Genomic DNA, 4596 nt, shown 5'->3' with positions numbered 1-4596 from the left:
CGACGACCGCACTGGCCGGGCCTTCGGCGGAATCGTCTTGCTCGACTTTCACCGTGGCGAACGGGTCGCTGTCCAGCGACTTGAACACCTCGAGGTGTACTTGGCCCGCAGGCATTGTCAAGTCTTCTAGCGCCTCGCGGGCGGCCGCCATGAACGGTCCGGGCCCGCAGATGAACGCCTGCCGCCCGGTGAACGGCGCGGCCAGTTGCGCCAGTGCGGTTGCCGACGGCAGTCCTTGCAGCGACTCGATCCAGTGGATGACGGTCAGCCGGTCCGGGTACTTGGCGGCCAGCTCGCGCAGCGCGTCGGCGAAGATCACCGACCGCTCGTCGCGGTTGGCGTAGAGCAGCGTCACCTGTCCACCGCCTTCGGACAACGCGGACTTGCAGATCGACATGATCGGCGTGATTCCGCTGCCCGCGGCCAATAGCAGGAAGTCGTCGTCGAGAGTCCTGGGCACGAAGGTGCCCGACGGCGCCAGGACGTGCATACGCATGCCGACGTGGGCGTTGTCGCACAGCCAGTTCGACGCGTAGCCGTCTCTGTCACGTTTGACCGTGACGGTCAGCGCCTCGTCGCTGAACGGCGAGCTGCACAGCGAATAGCAGCGAGCCACCGACCCGGTGCGGTCGCTGGGAATGCGCAGCGTCAGGAACTGGCCCGGGGCGTAGCGCAGCCGCTCGGCCGGTATCTGGGAATCGCCGGGAACCGTGAACACCAGTGACCGAGCATCGTCGGTTTCGGCGACGACTTCGGCAATTTCCAGCTCCAAGACGTGGCTGCCGAGCGGTTCGTCGCCAACAGCGCCCGTCACGGCCTCACCCTTCCGTCACTCATAACTAGAACAGGTTACAGAAACCTGGCTAGGTATCGCTACCAGCCGCAGGCATATGCTGCTCGACACGAATCGGAACGTGTTCTAGTCTTGGTTCTGTGTTGGCCCCTGCACGCCACCTTTGGAGGAACCCGTGACGTCCATTCAACAACGTGACGCCCAGTCGGTCCTAGACGGCATCGACGAGCTACTGCCCAAGCTGCGCCAGCGGGCTCAAGAAACCGAGGACCTGCGACGCCTGCCGGATGCGACCGTGAGCGAGCTTCAGGAAATCGGCTTCTTCCGGTTGCTGCAGCCGTCCCAATGGGGTGGGCTGGAATGCGACCCCGCGGTGTTCTACGAGGCGGTACGCCGCATCGCGAGCGCGTGCGGCTCCACCGGCTGGGTGAGCTCGATCATCGGCGTGCACAACTGGCACTTGGCGCTCTTCGACCAGCGGGCCCAGGACGAGGTGTGGGGCGACGACACGACCGTGCGCGTCTCGTCGTCCTACGCCCCGATGGGCGCGGGCACGGTCGTCGACGGCGGCTACCTGGTCAGCGGCTCATGGAACTGGTCCTCGGGCTGTGACCATGCCACCTGGGCATTTCTCGGCGGCCCCGTCATCAAGGACGGTCGCCCGGTCGACTTCGGCAGCTTCCTGATCCCGCGCAGCGAATACCGCATCGACGATGTCTGGCATGTGGTGGGCCTCAAGGGAACTGGCAGCAACACCGTCGTCGTCAAGGATGTCTTCGTGCCGCGGCACCGGTTCCTGTCCTACAAGCAGATGAACGACGGCACCGCCGGCGGATATGAGAACAACACCGCCCCGGTCTACAAGATGCCTTGGGGCACCATGCATCCGACGACCATCTCGGCACCGATCGTCGGTATGGCCTACGGCGCCTACGAGGCACACGTCGAACACCAGGGCAAGCGGGTGCGTGCGGCTTTCGCGGGTGAGAAAGCCAAGGACGACCCGTTCGCCAAGGTTCGCATCGCCGAGGCGGCCAGCGACATCGACGCCGCGTGGCGGCAACTGATCGGCAACGTCGGCGACGAGTACGCGCTGTTGTCCGCGGGCAAGGAGATCCCGTTCGAGTTGCGGGCCCGCGCCCGCCGCGACCAGGTGCGCGCCACCGGGCGCTGCATCGCCTCGGTCGACCGATTGTTCGAGGCCTCCGGTGCGACAGCTCTGGCCAACGACGCGCCGGTGCAACGGTTTTGGCGTGATGCGCACGCTGGCCGGGTGCACGCCGCCAACGATCCCGAGCGGGCATACCAAATCTTCGGAAACCACGAGTTCGGGCTGCCGCCCGGCGACACGATGGTCTAGCCGATGACAGCGACCGAAGAACTGACGTTCGAGTCAACCTCACGGTTCGCCGAGGTCGACGTCGACGGGCCACTGAAGCTGCACTACCACGAAGCGGGCGTCGGCAACGAGCAGACGATCGTGCTGCTGCACGGCGGCGGGCCGGGCGCGGCGAGTTGGACGAACTTCTCGCGTAACATCCCGGTCTTGGCCGAACAGTTTCACGTGTTGGCCGTCGATCAGCCCGGCTACGGCCACTCCGACAAGCGCGCAGAGCACGGGCAGTTCAACCACTACGCCGCCCGGGCACTCAAGGGCCTCTTCGACCAGTTGGGCCTGGGACGCGTTCCGCTGGTAGGCAATTCGCTCGGCGGAGGCACTGCGGTCCGGTTCGCCCTGGATTACCCCGACAAGGCCGGCAAGCTGGTGCTGATGGGTCCTGGCGGGCTCAGTATCAACCTGTTCGCCCCCGATCCCACCGAGGGCGTCAAGCGGCTGGGCAAATTCTCATCCGCGCCGAGCCGGGAAAATCTCGAGGCGTTCCTGCGGGTGATGGTCTACAACCAGAAGCTGATCACTCCCGAGTTGATCGATCAGCGCTTCGAACTGGCGTCCACCCCAGAATCGCTGACGGCGACCCGCGCGATGGGAATGTCGTTCTCGGGGGCGGACTTCGAACTCGGCATGATGTGGCGTGAGGCGTACAAACTGCGTCAGCCGGTGCTGCTGATCTGGGGCCGCGAGGATCGGGTCAACCCGCTCGACGGTGCGCTGCTGGCGCTCAAGACCATTCCGCGCGCGCAACTGCACGTCTTCGGCCAGTGCGGACACTGGGCGCAGGTGGAGAAGTTCGACGAATTCAACAAGCTGACCATCGATTTCCTGGGATAAGTGATGAGCATCCGTTCACTGGGCTACCTGCGCATCGAAGCCACCGACATGGCGGCGTGGCGCGACTACGGCCTGAAGGTACTCGGCATGGTCGAAGGCAAGGGCGCTACCGGGGGAGCTCTCTATCTGCGGATGGACGATTTCCCCGCCCGCCTGGTGATTGTGCCGGGTGAGCATGACCGTCTCACCGAAGCCGGCTGGGAATGTGCGAATGCCGAAGGCTTACAAGATATTCGCGATCGGCTCGACGTCGAGGGCACACCCTACAAGGAAGCCACCGCCGCCGAGCTGGCCGACCGTCGGGTCGACGAGATGATCAAATTCTGCGACCCCTCGGGCAACGGTCTGGAGGTTTTCCACGGCGCCGCGCTCGAACACCGGCGGGTCGTGAGTCCCTATGGGCACACATTTGTCACCGGTGAACAGGGCCTCGGACATGTCGTTTTGACCACCCGTGACGACGCCGAGACGCTGCATTTCTACCGCGAAGTATTGGATTTCAAGCTGCGCGATTCTATGCGACTGCCGCCCCAGGTGGTGGGTCGGCCGGCCGACGGGCCACCGGCCTGGCTGAGGTTCCTCGGCTGCAATCCGCGTCACCACAGCCTGGCCTTCATGCCGGGGCAGACCCCGAGCGGGATCGTGCACCTGATGGTCGAGGTCGGCGAAGCCGACGACGTGGGGTTGTGCCTGGATCGGGCGTTGCGGCGCAAGGTGCCGATGTCAGCGACACTCGGCCGGCACGTCAACGACCTGATGCTGTCGTTCTACATGAAGACTCCCAGTGGATTCGACATCGAATTCGGCTGTGAGGGAAGGAAAGTCGAGGACGACGACTGGATCGCGCGGGAGAGCACCGCGATCAGCCTCTGGGGCCACGACTTCAGCGTCGGCTTCAAGTAATGTCCGTCCAGATCGACGCCCGCACGTTTCGCAGCGTGCTGGGTCAGTTCTGCACCGGTATCACGATCATCACCACCGTCCACGACGACGCCCCGGTCGGCTTCGCCTGCCAATCCTTCGCCGCGTTGTCGCTGGAACCGCCGCTGGTGTTGTTCTGCCCGACCAAGGTGTCGCGGTCCTGGCAGGCCATCGAAGCCAGCGGGAAATTCTGCGTCAATGTGCTAACCGAGAGTCAAAAGCACGTCTCGGCACGCTTCGGCTCCAAGGATCCGGACAAGTTCGCCGGAATCGATTGGCAACACTCGGAACTCGGCTCGCCCATCATCGACGGATCGCTGGCCTACATCGACTGCACGGTCGCCTCGGTGCACGACGGTGGCGATCACTTCGTGGTGTTCGGTGCGGTCAAGTCGCTGTCTGAGGTACCCAAGATCACGCCGCGACCGCTGCTCTTTTACCGCGGCGACTACACCGGCATCGAGCCAGACAAGACCACCCCGGCGCAGTGGCGCGACGACTTGGAAGCGTTCCTGACAGCGACCACCCAGGACACCTGGCTATAGTCGGGGGTCGTGTGCGTCGCGGACGCGGATTCAGGATTTCATGTTTAGCAGCGGACGGAGGGGGTAAGCCCGCTGCCGAAGGTGTGGATTCTTGACCGAAAAGAATG

Annotated in this window: 5 protein-coding genes; 4 read left to right on the top strand and 1 reads right to left on the bottom strand. The window is 64.4% G+C overall.

Annotation, left to right across the window (positions count from 1 at the left end; genetic code table 11):
- A partial coding sequence (locus AC2VOU_RS10020) for an FAD-binding oxidoreductase (RefSeq protein WP_486957237.1) occupies positions 1-814 on the bottom strand: 814 nt, incomplete at its 3' end.
- A gap of 154 nt (positions 815-968) precedes the next feature.
- Between AC2VOU_RS10020 and hsaA the strand changes: the two genes are divergently transcribed.
- Genes hsaA through hsaB form a run of 4 tightly spaced genes read left to right on the top strand, consistent with a single transcriptional unit; the run spans position 969 to position 4489 of the window.
- Complete coding sequence (gene hsaA, locus AC2VOU_RS10015) at positions 969-2153, top strand: 3-hydroxy-9,10-secoandrosta-1,3,5(10)-triene-9,17-dione monooxygenase oxygenase subunit (protein ID WP_486957236.1); 1185 nt, start codon at positions 969-971, stop codon at positions 2151-2153.
- Positions 2154-2156: 3 nt separating this feature from the next.
- Entirely contained in the window at positions 2157-3023 is an 867-nt protein-coding gene (hsaD, locus tag AC2VOU_RS10010; protein WP_486957235.1) for a 4,5:9,10-diseco-3-hydroxy-5,9,17-trioxoandrosta-1(10),2-diene-4-oate hydrolase, read from the top strand.
- Between the two features lie 3 nt (positions 3024-3026).
- Positions 3027-3926, top strand: coding sequence for an iron-dependent extradiol dioxygenase HsaC (hsaC, locus tag AC2VOU_RS10005; RefSeq protein ID WP_486957234.1), 900 nt, complete (start codon positions 3027-3029; stop codon positions 3924-3926).
- The gene (gene hsaB / locus AC2VOU_RS10000; RefSeq protein WP_486957233.1) at positions 3926-4489 is read left to right on the top strand and encodes a 3-hydroxy-9,10-secoandrosta-1,3,5(10)-triene-9,17-dione monooxygenase reductase subunit; all 564 of its coding nucleotides are present in this window, start codon (positions 3926-3928) and stop codon (positions 4487-4489) included. The genes hsaC and hsaB overlap by 1 nt, the downstream gene beginning before the upstream one ends.
- The last annotated feature ends 107 nt before the right edge of the window (positions 4490-4596 follow it).

Source organism: Mycobacterium sp. TH-M25 (genome assembly GCF_057473665.1).
The sequence above is the reverse complement of the archived record's forward strand: the minus strand, read 5'-3'. Positions and strand labels throughout refer to the sequence as shown.